This window comes from Chryseobacterium ureilyticum (assembly GCF_900156735.1).
In the GTDB taxonomy this organism is placed as follows: Bacteria; Bacteroidota; Bacteroidia; order Flavobacteriales; family Weeksellaceae; genus Chryseobacterium; species Chryseobacterium ureilyticum.
In genome coordinates this window covers 560,946-584,750 of the sequence record NZ_FTOL01000001.1, presented here as the reverse complement: position 1 = coordinate 584,750, position 23,805 = coordinate 560,946, and the positions used below count along the sequence as shown (strand labels likewise).

The 23,805-nt window shown below is 31.0% G+C and carries 14 protein-coding genes and 2 pseudogenes; 13 read left to right on the top strand and 3 right to left on the bottom strand.

Going from position 1 to position 23,805, the window contains the following annotated elements:
* Positions 1-118: 118 nt before the first annotated feature.
* The 6 genes and pseudogenes from BW983_RS02325 to BW983_RS02300 all read left to right on the top strand — a co-directional run.
* A pseudogene (locus BW983_RS02325) lies at positions 119-841 on the top strand (IS982 family transposase); the annotation flags it as partial.
* A 61-nt stretch (positions 842-902) separates the two neighbouring features.
* A complete protein-coding gene (locus BW983_RS02320) occupies positions 903-2,078 on the top strand; it encodes an IS4 family transposase (protein WP_076549611.1) in 1,176 nt (391 codons plus the stop codon).
* An 86-nt stretch (positions 2,079-2,164) separates the two neighbouring features.
* A pseudogene (locus BW983_RS02315) lies at positions 2,165-2,362 on the top strand (transposase); the annotation flags it as partial.
* Positions 2,363-2,545: 183 nt separating this feature from the next.
* Positions 2,546-3,103 carry a hypothetical protein gene (locus BW983_RS02310; protein WP_076549609.1) on the top strand — a complete coding sequence of 186 codons (558 nt, stop codon included), beginning with the start codon at positions 2,546-2,548 and terminating at the stop codon, positions 3,101-3,103.
* A gap of 17 nt (positions 3,104-3,120) precedes the next feature.
* Positions 3,121-4,479 (top strand): Dyp-type peroxidase, encoded by a 1,359-nt coding sequence (locus BW983_RS02305; RefSeq protein ID WP_076549608.1) that lies wholly within the window; start codon positions 3,121-3,123, stop codon positions 4,477-4,479.
* Between the two features lie 57 nt (positions 4,480-4,536).
* The gene (locus BW983_RS02300; protein ID WP_076549606.1) at positions 4,537-5,670 is read left to right on the top strand and encodes a catalase family protein; all 1,134 of its coding nucleotides are present in this window, start codon (positions 4,537-4,539) and stop codon (positions 5,668-5,670) included.
* Positions 5,671-6,065: 395 nt separating this feature from the next.
* On the opposite strand, the gene BW983_RS02295 is transcribed toward BW983_RS02300, so the two are convergent.
* Both BW983_RS02295 and BW983_RS02290 read right to left on the bottom strand, forming a co-directional pair.
* A complete protein-coding gene (locus BW983_RS02295) occupies positions 6,066-6,230 on the bottom strand; it encodes a PTS sugar transporter subunit IIBC (protein WP_076549604.1) in 165 nt (54 codons plus the stop codon).
* On the bottom strand, positions 6,217-7,707 hold the full coding sequence (locus tag BW983_RS02290; protein ID WP_076549603.1) for a recombinase family protein: 1,491 nt from the start codon (positions 7,705-7,707) through the stop codon (positions 6,217-6,219). The genes BW983_RS02295 and BW983_RS02290 overlap by 14 nt, the downstream gene beginning before the upstream one ends.
* Before the next feature lie 519 nt (positions 7,708-8,226).
* Between BW983_RS02290 and BW983_RS02285 the strand changes: the two genes are divergently transcribed.
* The 7 genes from BW983_RS02285 to BW983_RS02255 all read left to right on the top strand — a co-directional run bounded on the left by BW983_RS02285 (position 8,227) and on the right by BW983_RS02255 (position 21,615).
* Positions 8,227-11,460 (top strand): hypothetical protein, encoded by a 3,234-nt coding sequence (locus BW983_RS02285; RefSeq protein ID WP_076549601.1) that lies wholly within the window; start codon positions 8,227-8,229, stop codon positions 11,458-11,460.
* Positions 11,461-11,893: 433 nt separating this feature from the next.
* Positions 11,894-13,897, top strand: a complete 2,004-nt coding sequence (locus BW983_RS02280) for an ATP-dependent nuclease (RefSeq protein ID WP_076549600.1) — start codon at positions 11,894-11,896, stop codon at positions 13,895-13,897.
* Positions 13,890-15,695, top strand: coding sequence for an ATP-dependent helicase (locus BW983_RS02275; RefSeq protein ID WP_084184271.1), 1,806 nt, complete (start codon positions 13,890-13,892; stop codon positions 15,693-15,695). Before BW983_RS02280 ends, BW983_RS02275 begins: the two co-directional genes overlap by 8 nt.
* Before the next feature lie 413 nt (positions 15,696-16,108).
* Complete coding sequence (locus tag BW983_RS02270; protein WP_076549598.1) at positions 16,109-17,398, top strand: hypothetical protein; 1,290 nt, start codon at positions 16,109-16,111, stop codon at positions 17,396-17,398.
* 72 nt (positions 17,399-17,470) lie between these two features.
* Positions 17,471-19,117 (top strand): DUF6035 family protein, encoded by a 1,647-nt coding sequence (locus tag BW983_RS02265; protein WP_076549597.1) that lies wholly within the window; start codon positions 17,471-17,473, stop codon positions 19,115-19,117.
* Positions 19,118-19,188: 71 nt separating this feature from the next.
* Positions 19,189-20,373 carry a phospholipase D family protein gene (locus tag BW983_RS02260; RefSeq protein WP_076549595.1) on the top strand — a complete coding sequence of 395 codons (1,185 nt, stop codon included), beginning with the start codon at positions 19,189-19,191 and terminating at the stop codon, positions 20,371-20,373.
* A gap of 72 nt (positions 20,374-20,445) precedes the next feature.
* Positions 20,446-21,615: a hypothetical protein gene (locus tag BW983_RS02255; RefSeq protein WP_076549593.1), complete on the top strand. Its 1,170-nt coding sequence runs from the start codon at positions 20,446-20,448 to the stop codon at positions 21,613-21,615.
* A 368-nt stretch (positions 21,616-21,983) separates the two neighbouring features.
* Here the strand turns inward: BW983_RS02255 and BW983_RS02250 are convergent, their stop codons facing one another.
* Complete coding sequence (locus BW983_RS02250) at positions 21,984-23,552, bottom strand: serine hydrolase (protein ID WP_076549591.1); 1,569 nt, start codon at positions 23,550-23,552, stop codon at positions 21,984-21,986.
* Between the last annotated feature and the right edge of the window lie 253 nt (positions 23,553-23,805).

Genomic DNA, 23,805 nt, shown 5'->3' with positions numbered 1-23,805 from the left:
TTATCAAAAGTCCGAAAACTTAATAAAATCAATTATATTAACCCGTAGTGCATTATAAAAAAGGTTACTCATAATACGAAAATTTCGTATATTGTATTGACTACCAATCTAATACATTATGAATAACCTAGATGCAATTTACGATTTTATTTTAAAGGAATTAAGAAAATTAACCATCAAAGAAAATTTTTATTTCAAACCAATTAAACCAAAATTATCTGATTTAGAACTCATTGCAATAAATATTTCTGCAGAATATTTATCGATAGATTCAGAATATCAGTTGTTTAGATACCTCTCTAATTCAAAACTAAAGGGAATGATTGAGAGAAGTGTGTTTAATCGCAGAAAAAGAAAGCTTTTCTTACACTTGGAAAATATTAGAAAACTTATGGTTGCTAAATTTAATGAGATGGAAACCACTTTTATTGTAGATTCGATGCCTTTAGAAATCTGCAAAAACGCAAGAGCGAACCGCTCTAAAATTTGTAAGGAAAATGAATTTTCGTTTCCCAGCAAAGGTTATTGCGCTTCTCAATCGAGTTATTATTATGGTTACAAATTACATGCAGTTTGTTCTGTTTCCGGAGTTTTCCAAAGTTTTGATATTTCTACAGCAAGCATTCATTATATTCATTTTTTGCAAGATATCAAGCATCAAATGAACAATTGTACGTTGATTGGAGACAGGGGTTATTTATCCACCCAAGTGCAAACAAATTTGTTCAATTATGCAGCGAATATAAAGCTGGATACACCCATGAGAAACAACCAAAAAAATTATCAAAAACAAAAATATATTTTCAGAAAATCCCACTTGCGTCCTAAACGTTTAAAAAGTGGCGGTGTTTGGATATAGCAAAGTTGCTATATTTAAATTTTCAAAATTATAACACACCGCCATGATAAATTTAAATGTTTTTAGTCAGATTTTATCTCTTATCGACCGCGAATTATTCAAAGATTTGGTTTCAAAGCACAAAAGTGACAAACATCAGAAAGGGATCAACAGCTGGACGCATCTAGTCAGTATGCTTTTCTGTCATTTTTCCTCGGCAGATTCGGTTCGTGATATTAGTAACGGCCTACGCAGTACCACTGGTAATCTGAACCACTTAGGAGTAATAAGAGCTCCAAGTAAGTCCAATATATCCTATATCAACATACACCGTACCCATGAACTTTTCAAAGATCTTTACTATTCTGTTTTGGATAGGCTTTGGCAAAAGGACACCCATTTTCGCAAAGATCTTGGTCAGCTAAAGCGTAAAGTATATCTGATGGATGCAAGCATCATCCCCTTATGTCTATCTGTATTTGACTGGGCAAAGTTTCGCAGCACCAAAGGTGCCGTAAAGCTGCACACTGTCTTGGATTATGATGGCTGCCTACCTGTTTTTATGCAGATTACCGATGGAAAAGTACATGAGAGCCAGCGAGCCGGTAGTTACAGTTTTTCCAAGGGAAGCGTGGTGGTAGTCGACCATGGCTACGTGGATTACAGCTGGCTTGGGGATTTGGACAGCAGGGGGTGTTACTTCGTTACCAGGAGTAAAGTTAATATGAAGTACAAGGTTATCAAGTCCTATCAGAGTGAAGCACTCATGGAAAAGGGGATCCTTAAGGATGAGCTCATTGAGCTATCCGGTGCTGCCTGCAATAAATACAACGGCAAGCCGCTACGCCTAGTCCACTTTTGGGACAGCACCACTGGCAATGAGTACCACTTTTTGACCAATAATACGAAGTGGAAGGCTTCTTTGGTGGCAAACATCTATAAACAACGCTGGCATATCGAAGTCTTCTTCAAGCATCTAAAGCAGCGCTTAAAAGTATCGACATTCATAGGGACTTCTGAAAATGCAGTGATGATCCAGATCTGGACTTCACTCATTGGCATATTACTGTTAAAATACTTACAAAAAAAGGCCAAATATGACTCGAACCTGTCCAATCTGGTCGCATTCATCAGAATGAATATCTTCGTGAAAATAAACATCTGGCAATGGATAGATGATCCCTTTCTCAGGCCGCCTATAAAAGGAAAAAAGGGACAGCTAAAGATTTTTGCAGATTGAAAAATAGGGGTCAATATCGAAATGATGAAAAAAGCTATGCCTGTACAACAGAAATCCAATCCTAAAATTTATTTAGGACAGATGTGAGAAAATCCAGAAAAAGAATTGAGACTTTATTCTCTCAACTTTGCGACCAATTTAAAATCAGAAACAATTACGCAAAATCTTTTAACGGTTTTAAAACAAGGGTATTGAGCAAAATAACAGCATTAACTTTCATTCAGTTTGTAAATGTTTTTGTTTTCAATAGAAAAATGAATAGATTTAAAATTGAATTAATTTAATAATGCACTACGAGTATATTTAATATAAAAATAGGACCAACTAAGAACTGAGCAATGTTAATTTAATTGAATTTTTTATTTCTATTCAATGAATAGTTTTAATAAATAATTTTAATTAAAAAATTAAATGATGGTTTAGTTTTTGATTTTAAGTAAATAATTATTAAAATAAATCTTTTTGTTATGAGTTTCATCGACAATGTAAAATTAACAGCAGAGCTTATTAAAGCAAATTTTTCAGAAGGTATTGATGATGGATATGATCATTCCACAACTTCTGCAGGTAGAAAAGGATTACGATCAGGTCGGGTTTCTGAACTGACTGCAATGGCAGATTTGAAGCCCGGCGGCGCTGATAATCTCCGAAAAATTATGGAGATTGCAAATGGTAATTTGAAAGGTGCTACAAAAGTTGGAACCTTACACGATTTACGAATTGTTCTTTTTGATAATGATACTAAGATTTTGTTCTGTACAGCTTATGATGGGGATTGGGATGCTTATATCGATGATTTTGCAACCAAAATTCCCCAATTGATGGATATTATTTTTGGAAATGTGGAAGGTTGGCCTGGAATTAAAGATCCAACAGTTAAAGATTTTATTCTTAGCAAACAGATTACTGCGACAGGTTGGTATGTGGGAGTACCACATCTTACTGTAAACGACATTAGACGTAACGATAAGATTATTACTGGCTTAAATAAAGCCATTGACGATTCTAATAAAATTGAAAAATAATTTTTAATAAATAAATTATGGCATTTGATTTTATAAAAAGAATTTTCAATCCGGACAAAGTTAATATAGAGTTGAAGGAAATTCAATCTTTAATTTTGAGAAGTAGGCCAATTCCTTATTTTGGAACAGTGGCATTATTAGAAATCACGGATAAAGAAAGTGCGAAAAAGATGTTGAAAGATTTGATTCCATTAATTGATTCTGCAGAGGAATGGAACAAAAACGAAGGAGCATCTGTATTTCTAACTTTTACCTATAAAGGTTTAGAAAAAATTGGTGTACCAAAAGAAAGTTTAGATTCTTTTCCGGAATCTTTTAAAGAAGGAATGGCTAAAAGATCGTCTTATCTTTATGATATTGGCGTGAATGATCCCAAAAATTGGCAGAAAGAATTTAAAAATCCTAACATTCATATTGCTTCTGCAGTGATCTCCAATAATGAAGCCGATTGGAAAAGCAAATTGGAAGAATTTCGTACTAAAATTTCGGAAAACAATGGAGTTGAAGTTTTGGTGAGTGAAGATTTTGGTGCTACAGAAGAGGTGAAAAATGTTTTCGGTTTTCGCGATGGAATCAGTAATCCCGAAGTTGAAGGTAGTGGGATTGATGTACCTCAAGGTTTTGACCGCCCGATTGCAGCTGGCGAATTTATATTAGGTTATCCAGGAGAAGGTGATATTACAAAACCTTTTCCTCAGCCGGACATTTTAGGGAAGAATGGGTCTTTTATGATTTTTAGAAAATATCAAAGCCAGGTTGCAGAGTTTAACCAGTTCATTAAGGATAATAGTTCTTCTCCAGAAGAAGGCGAACTTTTGGCTGCGAAAATGGTAGGCAGATGGAGAAGCGGAGCTCCACTAGTTTTATCGCCAGAAAAAGATGATAAAGTGCTTGGAGAAAATCCTGAAAAAAATAATAATTTTTCATTTAAGAACGATGAGTTTGGAAAAAAATGTCCTTTCAGTTCTCACATCCGCAGGATGAATCCGCGAGATTCCAAAACTTTTGTCTTGGAAGATGAAAGGCTTCACCGCATTATACGTCGCAGCGTAACTTTTGGGGATATTGTTCCGCCGGAAGTGACAAAAAATGACGGTAAAGAACGCGGTCAATATTTTATGGGAATTAGCGCGAATGCAATGGGGACTTTGGAATTTTTGCAAAAACAATGGATTAATGATGGCAATTCACAAAATCTGGGTAGTGAAAAAGATCCTATGGTTGGTTTGCAAGATCAAAATAGTTTGTTCAGTATGCCTGCAGACCCGCTAATAAAAAGATACCGAGGTTTACAAACTTATAATATCGTGAAAGGTGGTGAATATTGCTTTATCCCAAGTCTTTCAGCTCTCAAATGGATCAGCGAATTAAATTAATACTTATAAAAATTTAACTATTTTTTTTTTAAATCACTAACAAAAAAATCTAATTGCATGGAATACGTTAAATATGATTATAAATTGGAAGAAATTCCTGAAAATTTCGAAGAGTATATCAATAAAATTAATAAGGATATTGTAGATTATATTCGAAACACGCCGCAACTAAGCCGCGCTCATAATTATACAAGAGATGCGCACGCCAATGGCTATGCAGCATTAAAGGCAGAGGTGGAAATTCTGCCTAATTTGCCTGAAGAATTGGCTCAAGGTATTTATAAAAATGCAGGAAAACACGAAGCGGTGGTTCGTTTTTCAAACGGATCCTCTCGTGTGTTGCCTGATAAACTAAGTGGAAATGCGCAAGGTTTTGCACTTAAAATTTTTGGAATTGAAGGCGAAAAAGTTGCTCCTGGTGAAGAGTCATCACCAAATGTGGATTTCAACCTAATCAATAATCCGGTATTTTTTTGCAATACTGCGGAACATTATGTTTTCATCTCCAAACTGTTTCTTAAAATCACCGATTTTTTTGAAAAAGGTGCATTAGGAAAATTGGAATTTGCTTCAATCTGGGTTACAGAAAATAAAAAAGCTTTCCCAAATTTCGAAGCATTAAAAGAATTAGCCGCACTAAAAACTTTTGAAAAAATCCCATCAATTAACAGTTTTTTATACGAGTATTACAGTATGGGCGCAGTTCGTCACGGAGATTATATGGCAAAAGTAAGAATTGAACCTACTGACGAAACGAAAAACTTAATTATTGATAAGGATATTGATATTGACAGCGAAGATTGGCCTTACAGAAAAGCTATTATTAAAGAGATCGCAAAAAACGATCTTACATTCAATCTACAAATTCAATTATGTAACGATTTGAAAAAAATGCCAATTAATGATCTTACAGAAGAATGGTCTCAAGAACTATCGCCATTTCGCACGGTAGCTAAAATCAAAATATTTAAACAAGAAGTTCCTGAAGATGGTAATTTTAATGTGATGGACAATCTTTCGTTTACGCCGTTTAGAACTCTAGAAGAAAATCGTCCCATAGGTAATTTGCAAAGTACGAGAAGATCGGCCTATGTAACCTCTTCAACGACCCGTCACGAATTAAATAACAAAAAAAGAAAAGAGCCAAACAATTTGCAGGAGGCATTTGATGAGAAATTTTATCAGAAATAGTTTTTATAATGCACTACGGGTTATATTAAAAATTTAATCTCCTAAAATTTTCGAGTGCAAGTTCGAAAATTCTCTCCCGTAAACATAACTTAGGAGGAATCAAACTAAAAGGATAAAAACACAATCAACTGGTTTTCAAACACATAAATCTAAAATATTTTCGATATCATTATAAAAATAGTTTGGATAGCCTACCAGCGAGTCACTGAAGGAGACAACTATTTGATAGTTGTCTCTCTTTTTTTACACATAAAAATCTCTATATCAAGCTTTTACAGCCTGACATTTTATAGTTTGAATTTTTTGATGTGAAATCCCTAGTCCACCTGAAACAGACAGTCTAAAAGTGCTCTATCAGAGATTTCATCGGTATTGAAGCGTAGTTTGAAATCCCATTAAGGTTCTAGTATTTTTTCCTCTTTTGGCTTATTGTAACTTTTTGATACTAAATATAGTAATTCTAATATAATTTTAGCTTCTTTCTCATTTACTTGAACTCCTTTCTTAGCTAAAAGAATAATCGCTTGTTCAACTGAAACATTCTTATCAATAAAATTCATTTTTCTTATTAGTTTTTCGGTTACTTTTTTTTGATAATATTTTTAAAAATGCTTGATTCAAGTCCAAAGAAAGATCTCCTGTTTTATAATCAATATCAACTGGTGGAATAAGACTCACAAGACTTTTTTTATCTGAGGTGTCAAACTCGGAAAATTTTCGAAAAACTTCGACTATTTCTTTATCTTCTATTTGATCCTTTTTATCAATAGCTTTTAATTTAAGAAAAATATCACGCGCTTCCTTCTTAAGATGCCTAATGTTAACTTGATTCTCTTTTTTTAATTCATTGTAGTCATCAATTTTTAATACTCCTGCTAAAAACAACTTTCTGCCTCTAGAAAGAACTTGCCCCTCTTCTTTTATTTTTCTCTCAATTAAATTTTGATTGTACAAATAACTTGCTTTCAGTGTCTTTATATTCTGGTCTTGTAAAATACATTTAAATAAGTCAATTGTATTATTTGATAGTATTAATTGCTGAAGCTTATTTTGATAGCAATCATTCAGTAAAATTGCGTTTATCCTTGTTCTACAGCGATCATGACAATGATAATATGGGTATTTTTTTGAGCTTCCTTGTGCAATACTTCCACTGAGTTTTCGATCGCAAACAGGACAAGTCAAAAAACCTCTAAGAAAAAACAGCTCTTTTAAATCATCTTTTTTTGAAGTAGTTTTTCTTTTTGTATTAATAACAGACTGAACTTGATAAAATAACGATTCAGATATTAAAGGTTCATGCAAACCTTTTATCATTTGTTCTTCATTAGATTTAAGTTTGACTGATATAAGCCCACAATAAATTGGATTCCGTAAAATTCTAAAGAAGTGTGACCGTGAACATATCAATCCTTTTTCATTAGCCATTTTCATTATTTCGGAAATCTTATGATCGTTCTGAGCAGCTTGATGAAAAGACCACTTTATAATATCAGCTTCAGGCTCTTTAGGAGCAATAGTTTTTTTACCATCCATTAATGTCAAATTAATAAATCCAATAGGTGCTTTATTAGGATATCTACCCATCAGCTTCGCTCGACGAATACCATTTGCTGTATTTTGAGCCCTTCTGGTATTTTCCGCCTCTGGAACAGCTAAGTATACAGCCAACATAACCGTGCTTTCCGGCACAGAGAAATCAATTGGTTGATCAATAGCCATCGCTATCGTTTTATATTTTCGAAGTTTTCCAATCATTTCGTAAGCATATTCAACATTCCGACTAAATCGGTCCCACTTGATAAATAATATGTTCTTATCTTCTCCTGATGATTTCTTTTTAATTTCTGAGAATAATTCTTTCCACTCCGGTCGATTGAAATTTTTGGCTGAGTAGTCTTCGCGATAGATTCCTTTGACTTCGATATTGTTATATTTACAATATTTCAATAATCTATCCTCCTGCTCTGGTAGAGAGTAACCTTTTCTTTTTTGTTCGTCTGTACTTACACGGACATATAAATAGGCTGATTTCATATAATTAATGTATTTATTTGATTTACAAATTAAAAAAATATGAAATAAAAAACTCTATACCCATTATAGTATTGAATTTACATTGTAACTATAGACTCTAATAAATTGCTAAATATATTTTAGGAGTCAACTCAATTTGATTTCAATTACGGATTCCCATAAAAAGTTTATATAAAATAGATTTATTTTTGTGAGATCAGCAGGGTGATCGGAATGATGATAAGGAAAGAAATCAAACCGGTGGTTATAATACCTGCGCTCCAAGTGAAGGATTTTTTTGTCTCATTTTCTTACGATTAATTAAACATTATAGTAATGCCCGTATAAGATTTATACCATAGTGAGACTTAAAATTGCAACGAGTCCACTTTTTGAACGGATATTGATTTCTTCATAAAAGTGATTGGTAAATTTTTATAAATCATAATTGATGCTGCAAAAATTAAGCTACGAAATTGCTAAATTTATTTTTTACAGTAAAATGTATAATTCAAATTATACATCTAATAAAATAGTTTAATGAGAAATGCATATAGCGGTTATACTTATCAAAAACATATAACTCAGCTTCTATTGTCCATAATGGATGTAGAAAGGATTATTTCAAAAATTGAAATCGAAGCAAAAGTTAATGATAACTTCGATGATCTATTACTTTCTATTAATAATGAAAAATATAGTTTTCAGATTAAGGATTTTGACAATGTAAAATTAGATCAACTTATTATTGAAGATAAAAATTTAATAATCAAAGGAAAAGCTCATAAACTTTCTAACAATAAAAACATTCTTTTTTTTAAGGAAATTGATATTGTTCCGAATGCCAAAATTTTAAATTTTGATTGCTTTAAAAATGACAATTTGTATATCATCTCAATGAGCCGGACTGATGTAGATCTCTTTATTGATGATTTATATAGTGGAAACTTAAATAGGAAATATGAGATTGAAAATTATTTAAGTAAAACACTCGATAACAGAGTATGGCTGATTGACAGGTCTGACTTGCCTAGCTTAAAAACTTATACTACGGATCTCCAACAAGAATCTGTAAAAATTAATCATACGCTTGTTGAATTTGAGAAATTATTATTAATTGAAGGTAAACCTGGAGTTGGGAAAAGTCATTTTGTAAATTCACTTGTTGAAGTATACCCTCTAAATATATTATACCGATTTTGGATAGGAAACCAGGAGTCCAATTATTTAGAGAGATTAAAATTTCAAAACTTTTTACAAGATTTAAATGTAAAGCTGTTTCATGATCTAAAAAAGAGAGAGATTTCTATTTTGTTTAAAGAGATTGAAAAGAGAAAATTAACTTTTATCATCGATGGTTTAGATCATATCGAAAATTATAATAGCAGTGAGCTTCCTAGATTTATACAATTTATAGAAGAATTAAAAGAGTATTGCAAAGTTATCGTATTGTCAAGACCACTGGTTGCTAAATTAGATTGGAAAAAACATATTTTAGAAAACTGGAATAAAAAGCAAACTGAGTTTGTTTTAGAGGAATTGTTTCATATTACTGATTACAATATTCAGAAACAAATTTTCTATGTGACCCAGGGCTATCCTATTCTCGTAAAATACGTTACAGAATTTTATAAACTAAATAAAAAGCTTCCAGAAACTGAGCAACTTCAAGATATTGATAGTTTTTATGAGGGCATAATCAAAAATGAAAAAGGAAAATATTCTCTTTCTATTTTCTTATGTACGAATTCTTATCTAATGTATTCAGAATTAGAACTCTTTTTAGGAGAATCTAAATATTATGTTGAGGAGTTCATAGATGAACATCCTTACCTATTCGACACCAAGCTGAATAGAATTGCTTTATTTCACGATAGTTTCAATACTTATCTTCGTAACACGTCTACCAATTACAAAATACTGAATGACAAAGCAACCGACTTGGTATATGATTCAATAATGAACTTAGATAAAAGATTTCTCTCACGATTTTCTTTATTTAAACTTACTAGTCAACAGAGAAAAGAAATAGCCAGAAAATTTAGTAACATAGCAATTTTTGAAGAAATAATAAAAGGCAGTATCGATATTGAAGCAATAAGGACTTTTTATTTTGATTTAAGAGATTGCATGTCTGACTATAAGTCTGATGATTTTGAAATTTCACATTATTATGATCTCTCACTTATTATAAACCTAATTTACAGAGATCATATTTCAACACCGGATGGCTTTCTTTATACCTATACCCAATCACTATTATTTAACGGATATTCGGAGGAGGACATCACCAGTTCAGGATATTTATTTGGAATGTTGTTTTATGTAAGAACCAGTAATCCAATTTTGCTTTACAATAAGGTGTCGAATGATAATTATTCAACCGACCATTTTCATATAAGACTGGAGGGAGATGTTGATAAAGAAGAATGTTTTTTTATCAGAAATGAGAAAGCTTTCACAAAAACAAAAATCATTAAAGCTCTTAAAGATAGGCGCTATTTTAGTGATTATCTGAAATGGATCATGGAAAATCTTTTTATTCATCAAAAGAGATTTCAAGGGCTTGAAGAATTAAGTGATTCAGTAGATCTCTTTTTAGAAGGTTTTGAGTCACGAGGTGCCATAAAGTTGGCTAAATTTTTAGATAGATATCCTGATACCTTTTACTATGCTGACTGGTATTTGAATGATGTAAAAAAGAATTTAATCGCTGCAGGTTATGAGGTTAGTAATATAGAAGAGAATGAATACAATCATTTAACTTTGGCAGAATTCATCTTAAAAAATAAAGAAATAGGAAGTTTTAATTTAAGTACTAAAATTCATGAATACATTAGATTGGCTTTGCATCGAAAGAAAAAAATCGATATATCAAGTATCTCATTGTTATGGACTAAATATTACAACAGGAAAGATTATACATTTTATGGTTTGCCAAAAGCATTTAAAGCACTTAATAAGAATAATTATTTGACATTGGATGAATGCATTAATATCATTACAAAAATCCAAGATATTTCAGAGAAAGGTTATAGACATTTGCTAGGGGAATTTATTGAATTGTATGAGCCATCTGAAATAATGAAGTGTCTAGAAAAGTTCAACCTGAATCAACTTTCATTACAATGGTTCGTGCTTCCGACAAATTACATTAATATTTTTTCCGACAAAATGTATAATTTCGCTATAAGAGGTTTACTACAAGAGAATAGAAGCGGATCAGTTGATATTGATGATATAAGAAACGGATTATTATCTAACAAATTTAGAGATATTGAATTACAATTTAGTATTTCAAAAACTAAAGTAAGGGTTGAAAAATCGGATGACATTATTACAAAGCTTCAAGGTTCTAAAATTTTACTTGATGTATATGTTGAAAGGGGAAAAGATAGGTATGACAAAACAAGTGAGCAACGATTTAACGAAGGATATATATATGAGGGTGATTTTGATTTGATTAAAGAAAAAAAAGTAACGCCTTCGGAAGCGGCTATGCTAGCTGATAGTAATTCATCATCTTTAGTTTTTACTGAACTATTCGAGATATTTGATAAAGATGAAGTAACTAGTAATTTTACTGAAATATTATATAATGTAATAATTGGAAAAACTTGGAGGGGAGAATATAGCTATCTACTCTATTATACCTCTGGACATGTTTTGTATATGATTGATAAGTATCGTAACAATGAGGAATTTGATGATGCTGTAAAAAGTTTTAAAAAATTCACTCAATTATCTTTAATCGAAATCAATTGGTCTCAGTAAGCCTCAGTTTGCCCAAAAAAACGCATTTTAGAAATTACTGTTATAATTTATATTAAACGTAAAATTTTTATTCATAAGAATAATTCTATTTCAAAAAATAATTATAATTTTAGATAATAACCATTGAAGAGTAATCATGTTAATTATTAGGAATTTAGAATGCGAAAGCTTTTTGGATGCAGAAACAAATTGCGTTAATATTAGATCTACAATAAATCAGGGAATACCAAACGATTTGGTGATTGAGTGTTTCATAGAATATAGGGATATAACAAAATTTCCCTTAGGAACAAAATTTATTACTAATGTCCCTTTTTCAACATTTTATCAATAAAATACAATAGTTAAATGTATTATCAAACTACAAACTATTGAAATCAGATTATTTACTAAGAAAGAGAAATATCCATTTCATTAAACACTACCCTATTAAATGTATATCAAGCACCTATCAATCAAAAGATTTCGTTCTATAAAGGAACTAAATATATCTTTCAACAAAGAAGTAAATGTCATTATTGGACCTAACAACGCTGGAAAAACCGCAATTATTGATGCTTTGAGAATTTGTTTAGGATTAGGAAGTCAAATCAGAGAAATTGGGATAAAAAATGATGAGGATTTCTATTTAGATACATCTAACCCAGATTACATATTGGAGCCAATTGAATTTCAGTTAATCTTTGAAATTGAATGTGCAGAAGACCGTCAGTACTTTACTAGTTTGTTATGGCAAAATCCCGATATTCCAGAAGAAGTCGACTTAAGATTAAATTTAACCTACTGGCTAGAGCCTAATGCAAATGGAAAACGTTTAAAATGGTCACATTGGGGAGGTGAATCAAGTACTCTAGATTCAAATGAGCTACAGTTGTTGTATTATACTTATTTGGCCCCATTGAGAAATGCTGAATATGAGCTTCGTCCTTATTCAAAAGACAATAAAGTATCTTCTTTATTCAGAGAAATGTCGAAATATTCAAAGACCCAAATCATAGAAGGTAATCCATCAACAATTGACCAAATCCTAGACGATGACCATAAATTTGCTTTAGCTACAAAACTTGAAAATGTAGTGAATGATGATGAGTGGTCTGGTTTAATTAAATCAGGAGAAAATTTAGTAAACAAGCATTTGGAGAAATCTGATATAGCAAACAAAAATCCAAAAGTTAAAATTGGACTGACTAACTTCAAGTATAATAATATCGTCAAAGGAGTTGTAACTAGTAAACAGATTTACTCAGATTCCATTGTTGCTGCGGACTTGACTAAACAAAGATATTTTGATATATCTCAAAATGGATTGGGAGAAAACAACATAATTTTTTCTGCAACTGTTTTTGGCGATATTGAAAATAGAAGGATAGAAAAGAAAGAGCATTATTATGCAATGCTTATTGAGGAACCTGAAGCACATCTTCATCCTCAAAGACAAAATACATTCTTTACTTATCTCAATGAATTAAAGGATTTTGGAGTCCAAATCTTTATGACATGTCATTCACCTACAATAACTGCCAAAACATCTATCCAAAATCTTCATGTTCTTCAAAATCTAAATCATGAAGTAAAAGTGGTTAGTGTAAAAAATATAAATTTAGAACCTAAGAACACTAGTTATCTGGGAAAGTTTCTCGATGTCACTAAATCACAATTATTCTTTTCAAATGGAACCATATTAGTCGAAGGAATTTCTGAAGCACTCTTACTTCCTATTCTTTCAAAGAGAATGGCACCGCCTGGAAAATATAGTATCGAAAAAAATGGCATTGAATTAGTCAATATTGACGGGGTTGCGTTCGAACCTTTTGCCAAACTATATAATCCAGATGATGAGGATAAGCGGCTTGCTACAAGATGTCTTATTATTACAGACGACGACAGAGGAATTATATCAGCAATTGATTTCCAATCTATCGAAGAGGGAATAGATAAAATTACTTCTAAAGCAATTATTAAGCATCTTCAAACTCTCGATTTATTAGATTCAACTAATAGAATTATACTTGGTACTAACCTTTCTGAAATAGAGGTGCCAGGGCTGGAGACAAAAATGACTTTTATTAGAGCTCAAATTGAAGCTAAAATAAACAATCCGTCAGCAAGAGCAATCAAAGCAACCGGGTTTGAAAAAAACAATCTCAAAACAGTAACTGCTGAGATTACTTTTGAATACGAATTAATGATTTCTGGAAACAATATTAATCTCATATCGAGCCTCTATGCCTCTATGCATACTGGTACGACATTCTTGAATTCAACTCATTCGAAAGAAGAACGTGCAAGAGAGATTCTTATTCTCTTAAATAATTTTAAGGATAAATCTGAATTGGCTCAGCAAATTGCATACAATATTGAGTTTGAACCCGATTGGAATGGGTTTGTAGCTCCTCAATATATTATTGATGGAATAACTTGGTTGATAGATGGATAAGGTAGCTGAGATTTTATCTAACTTATCTGAGGAGCAAAAACAAATTGCTCAATTTGATAAAGGACTTTGTGTTGTTCGAGCATGCCCGGGTAGTGGTAAAACATATTCTGTAGCGTCGAGAATTGCATTATTATTTGCTAAAAATCACTTTAGCAAAAAAGGAATCGCTGCATTATCATTTACGAACGTTGCTGTTGACGAAATCAGAGAAAAACTATCCGATAATTTCTCACTTAACGGAATTAGCCATCCTCATTTTATAGGAACCTTAGATAGCTTCATCAATCAATTCATATTCCTGCCTTTTGGACATTTAATTATGGAATGTCCCAATCGGCCGGAACTGGTTGGTGAGCCACATTCTACATGGAGTATCAAAAAATATCCTCAAGATTATGCTCAATATTTTGATAAAACAACTTTCGATATAAATGATAAATTAATTCAACGTGCACCTGCCCAGTCCTTTCATTTTCCGTGGAAATATTATAACATCTCAGGTGCTATCAATGGTAATATTCAAAACATTATTAACTCAAAATTGGAGTTTTTCAAAAGGGGCTATGCAACTCAAGCCGATGCTAATTACCTTTCCTTAAAAATATTAATGAAGTATCCGAAAATAGCAGAGTCAATAGCAAAGAAATTTGAATATTTTATAATTGACGAGGCTCAGGATACTGATGAAATTTTAATGGCAATAATCGATAATTTTAATTCAAAAGGAGCTGAAAACATTATGTTGATTGGTGACAGAGATCAAGCTATTTTTGAATGGAACAATGCTAAACCCCACCTTTTTGATGAAAAGTATGTTGCATGGAACAAAATTGAATTGATCGAGAACAGAAGAAGTTCTCAATTAATATGTGACTTTACTAAATATCTATCTTCGTTTAATTCTACAGTCGCAATTACACCCGGAATTCTTGATTTTAGATTTAAGCCTTTAGTTAATGGTTACTTAAAAGAGAAGAAAGCATCCCAAAAAGATCCTTCTGTAGTTACCATTGAAGAAAGCATAGCTTCTTTTAACAGTGTTTTAGAAACTTTCTTAAAACAATGCACGGAGAACGGCATTGAAATTTCGCAAAAAAATGTTGCAGTGCTATATCGTGGCAAAGCCAAAGTAAATTTTCTCGGATTGACTCCTGTTCATTACGAAAATAGTATGGATTGCTGGGAACCAAGAAATCTCTTTGTAAAAACAATTATTAGAGGTAAGCTCTTATACGATTCAGGGCTTTTTATAAAAGGCTACAAACTCATGGAGAGAGGTTTGATAGAATACAAAAGGCAAAATGACACAAATAGTCTTATTGTTAATAATGAATACGTCCAAACGATTATTAGTGAAAAAGGGTTTATGACATATCGGAAAGGAATTCATCAAGTGATGGATAAGCTACCAACAACAAAAGACAAAACTATTTCAGCATGGATAAAGGAAGCAAATCGTAATTTGAGAAAACCATTCGTCATCAAGACTGGAACTGGACAAGATTTAATTTCAGAATATTTCGGTGAAACAGATACGAATGTTCAACCATTTGAATTTTATCATGGTACAATTCACTCGGTTAAAGGAAGGTCATTTGATGCGGTTCTTATTCTACTATCTAAAAAATCAGGTTTTAATTACGCTACCATGCTAAAAAAAGATAAAAGTGCCCTGAGCGAAAAAGAACAGGAAGAATTGAGAATTATCTATGTTGGAATGACAAGACCAAGGAAGATACTCCAATTAGCTGTCCCCACAGATGATGTTGACCTCTGGACATCCAAATTCAATGTTTAAAATCTATGATTGAAGTAACTATGACGAGTACAAAAAATATATAAAATTCTTATTATGAAATTTTTAGTATCAAAAAACACACCCTTGCATTTTATTACCGTAAACAACCAATATTTTATCAATTGTTAAGATGTAAAACAATTATTCCAGCAAATCAAACTGACTTATAAGACAAAATCTTCCGGAAATGTGTTTGAAGAGCATCTTTTTAAGTTTATACGTAAAGACAATATTTATATACTGCTTATTTTCAACCACATAACTCTAAAACATTTTCTATATCAGCAAAAAAAGAGTTTGGATAGCGTCCTGTCAAGTCCCTATGAGATGATTAAACATAAAATGGATTTGGATAAATATAATTTTTAAGTCTTACTTTTTATTAACCAAAACAATGAATAAAATTATTTATAATGGATAGTCAAATTAGAGGAACCGACGGAGAAGAATTTGTTAATCAGTTAGCCTTCTCAACATTTTTTAAGTATTGGTGCTACCCAAGTCCAAAATTGGAAAATGGTAATAAAAAAGAAATCTGTGATTTACTAATTATTTTCAAAGATATAGCCATAATCTTTTCAGTAAAGAATTATGAATTTAAAGGTAATCATATTCGTTATTTCAACAATACTATTTCCAAAGCTACGAAGCAAATCAATGGGGCTTACAAAACTTTATTTTCAAGCGATGAAGTTCGAATAAAACATCCTGATAAACAATTTGAAGAAATTTTCCCTAAAGATTCTATTAAAAAAACCTTTAGAATTATAGTAAATTTAGGTGAGAATGTCAAATTTTATCCATTCAGCTCAATTACCAATAATGGTGATTTTATAACATTATTTGATAGAGACTCTTTTGAAACAATTATCAGAGAATTAGATACAGTCCCGGACTTTATTGATTATATTGAAAAAAGGGAAAAGCTTTTTAAAGATAAATTTACCATTATTCTTCCTGCCAAAGAAGATGACTTTTCAGTTGAAACGCAGAAAGAATTCTTTTCAATAACAGAAAATAGCTTTGACAATAACACAAAAACAGTCCTACTATCAGGCACTGAGAAAGATTTATTAGCTCACTTTTTTGAGAATAAGAGAGAGTTTCCTGATATTTTAAATGATGAAACAGTAAATGGATTCTATTTAGTCATAGACAATAAATGGAATGAATTTATTTCAAAAAAAAGATTTGAAAACAAAAAAGAAGCTGACAAAATAAGTTATTTCGTTGATGGATTTGTTGAGAATGAATTATTAATAAATATTACTCCATACAGAGAAGAATTAGCAAAACACTTATTATCATTTGATCGTCTAACAAGGCGATCAATTGGAGAGAGTTATTTTGATTTTCACAGTAACAATGCTAATAATACAGGATTACGTTTCGGAAGAAGGCTGGTAGACTTCGGAAAAATAGGAATTCTATTCACCAGCTATACAGAAGAAATGACTGATGAGATGTTCAATACATTGAATAATTTAGCTGTTGAGTCATTTAATGTTTATACAAAGTATCAATATCCCACCATTATTTTAATTTCAACAAATAAAAATCATTTTCTAAAATTTGGCTTAATCGAAAATATTAAGCCCTACCCAAAAGAATATGAGGAGTTAGTAAAAAATGATATAAAAACATTAGGTTGGTTTACTGATTTAACAGAAGGAAAGTTTACAAATAAGGAATTCCCAGAATGATAAAATTATAGATCAAAAAAACTAGAAATACAAATAAACAATAATCTTAATAATTGAAAAACATTCATTTAGATGAAAAAAAGTGAACGATTAATCAGTCTTGCTCGCGATAAAATTACTCTAAATCTATTGGATGCTAATGTAATTTTCGAAATTAATAGAACAGTTGATTCTGACATCAGAAGATTGATTGGTGAAAAAAAGATAATTCCCATATGTGTTGAATGTGAACAAGGTTTGGCTCTATCTAAAAGTATATATGATCGTCATTTTTTCAAGCATTTACCCAAGCATTCTTACTGCTTATTATCTGATAATTCTTTGACACCACAGCAACAGAACGAATATATTGAAATTACAAAAATAAATGAGTCTGACAGGCATAAACAACTTAAAAATAGAATTGGAAACTTAATTTCAACAGTAGAAGGTGTTGACAAAAGCAGTATTGCAATAGACAATAAATTTATTTTCAGAAATGGCGAAAAAAGAAAACCCGATGTCTATTGTAAGTTCTTAGATTATCAAATTGTTTTCGAAATACAACTTTCCAAATTACCCTTATGGTATATTCTAAAAAGACATCAATTTTATAAGGAAAATAATATTTACCTTATCTGGGTCCTTGATAATTTTGATATAAAAAGCCAAGGCAGTTTTGAACTTGACATTAAGTATCTGAATATTTATCATAATTTTTTCAAACTTGATGAGTCTGCCGTTTCCTTGAGATTGCTTTGTGAATATAAAGAAGTTTATATTGACGATTTCATAGTAAAGAATAAGTGGAAACAAAAATCAGTTGAACTAAATGAACTGTCATTTGATTCAAAACAAATTCAAGCTTTTTATTATAATTTTCCCGTAAATCTTGCAAAAAAAGAAACTGAACTTATTCAATTATTAAGGAAAAAAGAAGATGATGAGTGGAATGCCCTTCAAATAAAAGAGGAGGAAGAGCGCAAAATTAAAATCGAGAAAATCATCCAACAGATTAAGAATGAAAAATCTAAGAAATTTTCTTCTTATCGGCTTGTTGATAACAAAATAAATGAGCTATCTTATTTAGAGGTTAAGGAACTTAACAATAATTTAGATTTTAAAAACAGGAAAAAATCCCCAATTATAAAGTGGATTCGAGAAACAAATGAATATAACTATAGTTTTTTGTTTTTCATTTTACAAAATAAAAATATTTACGTTAATATTAATCAATCAGATTCAATAGAGGAAACAGTATTTTTAGAGTTATATAAAAATGAGAAAATTCCTTCTCAACATTATATATGTAAACTTTTCTTTGAAATAGGATATCAACTACAAAAGAAAGATATTGAGTACATTAATCTATATTCAAAAAATAATAACTTCGAAAGTTATAAAATCTGGGATAGAGTCAAAAGCAGAAAACTTATACAGAAAGCATATGAAAAAGATACATTTTTATTCATTCTTGAATCTGCCAAACACAATCAAATAATAGGCTCTAAGCTTGCAAATTGGATAACATTTGGTAATAATGCAATTCAATTTTACAGTCAATATTGGGAATATATTGAACTAGCATTCAAAAAATATGGAATTTGGGATTTTATAATTGAACAAGACAGAAGAAAAACTTTCCACTCCAAACTAGAAAAACTTTATCAAAATTTCCCTAAGCAGGAATATGATGTGGATACAGTTGTAAAAAACCTTTATCCCGAAATTTTTAATTAGATTTTTATAAAAAATATATCCTAACAACCTAGCTTGAATATATCATTTAAGTTTTTTTAATTTAGCAATTAATGAAATTAATAATAAGCTCAAAACAATTAGTAAAAGAATTTAGTCGACTAACAAAGCAATATAAAAATTTTTATTGGACAGCAGCTTGGGCAGGTATAAATTCAAAACATTTTGACGAACTAGTAATAAATAAAGACAAAATAAGAAAAATCGTAATCGGAATTCATTTTTATCAAACACATCCTGACTTTATTAAAGCGTTCTTAGATCATAAAAACGTTCAATTTATGAATCAGCCAGAAGGAACATTCCACCCTAAATTGTATATATTTCATAATTCTGAGAAGGATTGGGAAATAATTATTGGCAGTTCAAATTTTACAAAGGAGGCTTTTGATAGAAATACTGAAGCAAATACATTAGTTTCTTGTTTAGATAACAATTCAGAAGAGTTTCTGCAAGCAGCTTTTAAACTTGTAGAGGAAAGCTGGAAAACTTCCAAAGTATTTTCAGAAATTGACCTTTTTCATTATAGAACAATTTGGAAAAATCAAAGGTCAAAAATAAAGAGCCTTTCGGGTTTATATGGTAGTGAAGAAAAAAACAGTAAGGCCATTCACGAAATCCCAGTAATCAATATGACCTGGTCAGAATTTGTCACAAGAATACATGAAGAAGATTCTCACGGACTTGAACGAAGATTAAAAGTAATTGAAATTTCACGCAAGCTGTTTAGTTCCAATGAACATTTTAGTGGGCTTAAAGAAAATGAGAGAAAATTCATAGCTGGCGCAAGAACAAATTATGCTGCTGACTGGGGATATTTCGGAAGTATGATTGGTCGTGGTGATTACGTTCACGAAATAATAGCAAACAATACAAATATCTCGTTAGCCCTCGACCAAATTCCTTTAAGTGGACAAATCACAAAATGTCATTATGATAATTTCGTAAAGTATTTTATGAAAGTATTTTCAGGCAATTATATAGGAGTTGCTTCAAGACTCTTAGCAATGAAAAGACCAGACGTTTTCTATTGCCTGACATCAAAAAATCAAAAAAAATTTTGTAATGAATTTGATGTGAGAAAATCAGATATTAATTACGAAGGATATTGGGAGCACGTCATTCAAAAAATATATGATTCTGAATGGTGGTTGAATCCAACAGTTTCTACAAATCAAGAACAGAAAATAAGTAATGCAAGAGCCGCATTTCTTGATGCAATCTATTACGAAGGATGAAGATAAATTTAAAAATCATCAATATCTAAAATATAAATTTCATTTTTTCTAATTTTAAAATTAAGGTTTCTTATGGCAATTACAAACTCGGAGAATATTATTTCGCAAATCAATTCAAATATATTCTTTAAAGAATTCACCTTTAGTAAGAATGACTTTAAAGAACTTAACACAAATCAAAAATTGGAGTTTGCTGATAATGTTGTCTGGTTAGACACACTATTTTTTATATATCAAATTAAAGAACGAGAACCTAATTCTAAAAATAGTGATGTAAAATGGTTTGAGAACAAGATATTAAAAAAAGCTGTTAAACAAATAAAATCTACACTTAAATACATTTCAACATATCCGGAAATTTTTATTGAAAATGAAAAAGGTCACAAATTGGATGTTATAAAAGCAAAGGAATGTATAAATCCAAAAAAGATTATTGTCTATCTACCTCCCGACAATTTTCCCGAATCTAAGAGGCATTTAAAATTTTACGAAAGTTCTGAGATTGGATTAATACATCTTTTCCATTCTGAAGATTATTATTGGATCTGTAAGTATCTTATAACACCTGCAGAAATTGAAGAATACTTAAACTTTCGTGAGCATTTATTTCTCTTTGATAAAACAAAGAGCAACGAGTTGCCTGAGCAATATTTCTTAGCACATTTCTTGGAAACATTAAATGCAGACCATTTCGAACCTTCTTATATAAACAACCTACAGACTCACAATCCCGATATTGGAAAATTTGATGTTTCATATATCATTGATAATTTTAGTAAAAATATAAAATTAATTAATCATCAGACCGAATATTATCCAATCATACAGGAAATTGCAAAACTAAATCGTTCTGAGCTTTCTGAGTTTAAAAAAAGAATTTTATTATCAATAGAAAATTCTGAAAGCGAAGAAATTATTCTGCCTTACAGAATATATTTCCCTGCTACAGATTGTGGTTTTATATTCATTCCTTTACATTCAAAAAACACACAATATTGGAAAACTGCTCTCTACAATTTTACAATAGCTCATAAATATGATACCAAGGCTACAAAATGCATTGGAGTTATCGTTGTAAGAGATCAAAAAGATTTGGAATACTTTGAATTTTATTGGCAATTTGTTGATGAAGAGTGGGTTTATGATGATGCTATAGAAAAAGCCTTAACAGATAACTATCCCTTCAGAAAAACAAAAATGAAAAAGGTTGATAATCGTTATAAAAATGATGGATATCATTAAATTGCAACTATTAAAAATCATTTAACACCTTCAAAATATTATCTATATCTATCAATAAATGGTTTGAATAAAGTCCTGTCAAGTTCACAAAAAAGCCCAAAAGACGCTACTTTAAAACAAGTAGCGTCTTTTTATTGTTATTAATATTAAGTTAGATTTTTACAGTTGTGAAATAAAAATTTCTTAAAATATCAGTCAAAAATTCATAATCCAGTAATTCTTCAAACATGTATTTATATAAGTAAAATTAAGTTTGGAGCTATATAAAATGTGGACTTAGCTGTCCACATTCTTTTTTACTTATACCTTCTTCTGGCAGCTCGGATAGTTATTAAGCTTCGGTTTACTCTTTATTTTCCCCAGATTTACTAGTTTTTTATTTTTTGAAAATCCAAATCCTGAAAGTCAAAACTAAAATCTATATTAGGTGATATGCCTTTCATCTTTATACTTTGCGCTTTGCCTTCTTCATCTAAGCTAAACATGGCAAATGCATCACAATTCATATCTTGATAATCCCATTGAATAGCAAAAGTATTTGCCTTATAAAAACTCATAGGTCCATTTAGCTTTGGCGAGCGGTAAGATTTAAACCATAATTGATTTCCCTTGGAGAAAATTTCAATTTTTCCAAACCATTTATCTTCATATATCCCAATTACATCCTCATTTTTTATGGCTGTATTCTTTGCTTTACTTACTGTTTCCCAAACTTTTTTGGTAACATCATCTCCAACGCTTTTTTTCGATTGAAAATAGGCTGCATATTTATCTACCCACCCAAAATCGTTAAGTCCTAAATAGCTATCAATAATGGTTTGGCTAACTGAGGAAAAAACACCGCTCCCACCGTTTTCTGTATTGGTTAAAATAACAATTCCCAAATTTAGATCAGGAATCATACTCACGATAGAAAGCATTCCAGGCAAGCCACCTGTGTGTGATACACTTAGATTTCCTTTTATATCAGATAAATTCCAGCCCAAACCATATCCATTGAAATGTTGGTTATATCTTGGATTAGGATCTACTTGGTCCACAGTATGTATGGTCCACATTTCATTTTGTCTTTCTTTTGTAAAGAGTTCTTTATCCAAATCTGAACCATATTTACCTTTGTTCAATTGCACAAGCATCCACTTCGACATATCATCAACATTGGAGACAATTCCTCCTGCAGCACCATTAATCATTGCTCCGTATAAGGCTATCTTTTTTAGGGTTCCAGATTCTGAGGAATGAGGGGTAGCCATTATGTTCATATCTTTTACCTGATTGACAGAACTGAACGAATTTTTCATTTGCAAAGGCTCCATAATACGTTTTTGAACAAAAGCTTCCCAGCTTATTCCACTTACTCGTGCAATTACTTCCCCAGCAACCAAGTACAGCTGGTTATCATAATTAAATTGTGTTCTAAATCCTGAAACAGGTGCAAAATACTGAAAAGATTTCACCACGTCTTTGATGGTAAAGTCTGTACCATCCGGAAACATCATTAAATCACCAACTCCCAACCCAAGTCCACTGCGATGGCATAGTAAATCTTCTATAGTGAAGTTCTCAGTGACATAATCATTATACATTTTAAATTCAGGAATGTATTTTTTCACGGGGTCTTGCCAGGAGATTTTTCCTTCATCTACTAAAATTGATAAAGCAGCCGTTGTAAAAGCTTTACTATTGGACGCTATTTCAAAATTTGTATACTCATCAACAGGTAATTTTGTGTCTATTGATTTTATACCATAGCCTTTTTTGTGAATGATTTTTCCATCTTTTACAATAGCCACCGCTGCTCCAGCAACATTGAACTTTTTTATTGCATTCATAACAAGCGCATCTACTTCTTTGGAAGTTATTTGTCCAAATAAATTACTATTTGAAAATAATGCAGTAATTGTAAAAATGAATAGAGACCATTTCATTTTTGTCATAATTGATGATTTTATCATGGTTTTATTGCCACTAACTTCTTATTGTTTGAAGCTGAGGTTGTTTTAGATTTTAGCTGGTCAAATCTAGCATTTAAAAACCAAATCTCAAAGCTTAAAGAATGATATATTAATGAGGATCACTTCTGATTTGTAAGGTAAAAACATCAAGAATAGAATAATGTTTTTTTATTCTATTTTAAGCTCTAAAATTTCCTTTATTTCGTTAATCTCTTTACTATTGAACGAGATATAA

Bases quoted from the DNA above. Each gene is read 5' to 3' on its own strand.
- BW983_RS02320 (WP_076549611.1), top strand. From the start codon at position 903: ATGATAAATTTAAATGTTTTTAGTCAGATTTTATCTCTTATCGACCGC.
- BW983_RS02310 (WP_076549609.1), top strand. From the start codon at position 2,546: ATGAGTTTCATCGACAATGTAAAATTAACAGCAGAGCTTATTAAAGCA.
- BW983_RS02305 (WP_076549608.1), top strand. From the start codon at position 3,121: ATGGCATTTGATTTTATAAAAAGAATTTTCAATCCGGACAAAGTTAAT.
- BW983_RS02300 (WP_076549606.1), top strand. From the start codon at position 4,537: ATGGAATACGTTAAATATGATTATAAATTGGAAGAAATTCCTGAAAAT.
- BW983_RS02295 (WP_076549604.1), bottom strand. From the start codon at position 6,230: ATGAATTTTATTGATAAGAATGTTTCAGTTGAACAAGCGATTATTCTT.
- BW983_RS02290 (WP_076549603.1), bottom strand. From the start codon at position 7,707: ATGAAATCAGCCTATTTATATGTCCGTGTAAGTACAGACGAACAAAAA.
- BW983_RS02285 (WP_076549601.1), top strand. From the start codon at position 8,227: ATGAGAAATGCATATAGCGGTTATACTTATCAAAAACATATAACTCAG.
- BW983_RS02280 (WP_076549600.1), top strand. From the start codon at position 11,894: ATGTATATCAAGCACCTATCAATCAAAAGATTTCGTTCTATAAAGGAA.
- BW983_RS02275 (WP_084184271.1), top strand. From the start codon at position 13,890: ATGGATAAGGTAGCTGAGATTTTATCTAACTTATCTGAGGAGCAAAAA.
- BW983_RS02270 (WP_076549598.1), top strand. From the start codon at position 16,109: ATGGATAGTCAAATTAGAGGAACCGACGGAGAAGAATTTGTTAATCAG.
- BW983_RS02265 (WP_076549597.1), top strand. From the start codon at position 17,471: ATGAAAAAAAGTGAACGATTAATCAGTCTTGCTCGCGATAAAATTACT.
- BW983_RS02260 (WP_076549595.1), top strand. From the start codon at position 19,189: ATGAAATTAATAATAAGCTCAAAACAATTAGTAAAAGAATTTAGTCGA.
- BW983_RS02255 (WP_076549593.1), top strand. From the start codon at position 20,446: ATGGCAATTACAAACTCGGAGAATATTATTTCGCAAATCAATTCAAAT.
- BW983_RS02250 (WP_076549591.1), bottom strand. From the start codon at position 23,552: ATGACAAAAATGAAATGGTCTCTATTCATTTTTACAATTACTGCATTA.